This is a genomic window from Bacillus cereus group sp. N6, from assembly GCF_016483705.1.
Taxonomy (GTDB): Bacteria; Bacillota; Bacilli; order Bacillales; family Bacillaceae_G; genus Bacillus_A; species Bacillus_A wiedmannii.
The window spans coordinates 1-1,216 of the sequence record NZ_JAEHBI010000167.1 but is presented as its reverse complement, the minus strand read 5'-3'; the positions used below and the strand labels follow the sequence as shown (position 1 = coordinate 1,216).

The following is a 1,216-nucleotide window of genomic DNA, read 5'->3' as shown; positions in this document are numbered from 1 at the left end:
CTGCTCAAAAATAAAATATTCAAGATATACAAAAAGGAGAGATGCCCTATTTCTCCTTTTTTACCTGATAATGCAATTATTACATGTACACAACAAGCGGGACGTTCACTGGTTAGTGGTCAACTACGCGTTGTATTATTTTAATGTTGTAAGGATTGACAGCTTCTATTTTACTGGTCTTACAAATTATTATTATTATAGGTTTATATGTAAAAAATGCATGTTTGTATCAAACAATGGAAAATATTTCTCCTTATTTGAATCGGTTATTTCAAGAAAAAGAATGGCAAGAACAATACCCGACTCTCTTCGTTCATACGTCTTATCATGTAATACTTACAAATTTTAGGGGTATCGAATAAAAACAAACGGTATACCCTCTTTCATTTTTTATAACGAGATATAAGATTTGTAGGTACTTATCCATTTTTTGTGGTAGTAAGGAGAAGGAAAATATATGTAATATGGGTGTAAGTATGTTTTGTATTATTTTACTTGTTTTATATCCTGAAACATTTGGATATACTAATAATAAACGGAAAAGATGATTGTTGTTTATTTTAGCAATAAGCTCTATGTACAAATTCCGAAGTAAAAAGTCCTATTGTATAGGGCTTTTTTACTTCAAATCACTATTCTACTTCCTCCGTTTATTTGATTTTTAAAGTAATCGTATCTCCTTGGAATATATGTTGACAGCTTCTGTTGTTTTCATCAATAAACTGAATAATCAATCCACTTCTCTTTGCACCGAAGTATATGGATTGTTCCCCAAAATCATATTTTTGTAAGGGGAAATACTCGTAAAGATAGCGGGGAGATTGGACCGATTCCAATGGACCATGTTTTAGGAAAGGTCTTGAGATAAGTATCCTTGTTATTGTTCGGTTTGGTATGTTATTTGTATGTGAAAATAAATTTTTTAGAATTTGTATAGTGGTTATGGAATGGGAGAAATCAGTGAGATACGCATTATGGACCAAAAGGAAGTGAGGATTCGTATGTTAGATTTACAGGACCAGAATTGAAGAATTTCGCAAGTGTGTTGTTTATGGAAAATTTGGACCGAAGATCTAAGGAAACATGGGATGAGGTGGTACAGTAAATGGAACACAGTATAGAGATAAATTATTCTATATGTTTGATATTAGTATGGGTAAGAGTTATATGGTTATATATAATGCACAGAAGCAATGTGTATTTGAAGGGAATATAA

Annotated in this window: 1 pseudogene; it reads left to right on the top strand. The window is 31.5% G+C overall.

Annotated features, from left to right (window positions below):
* Positions 1–1,137 precede the first annotated feature (1,137 nt).
* Positions 1,138–1,216: pseudogene (locus tag JDS99_RS30670) on the top strand (transposase); the annotation flags it as partial.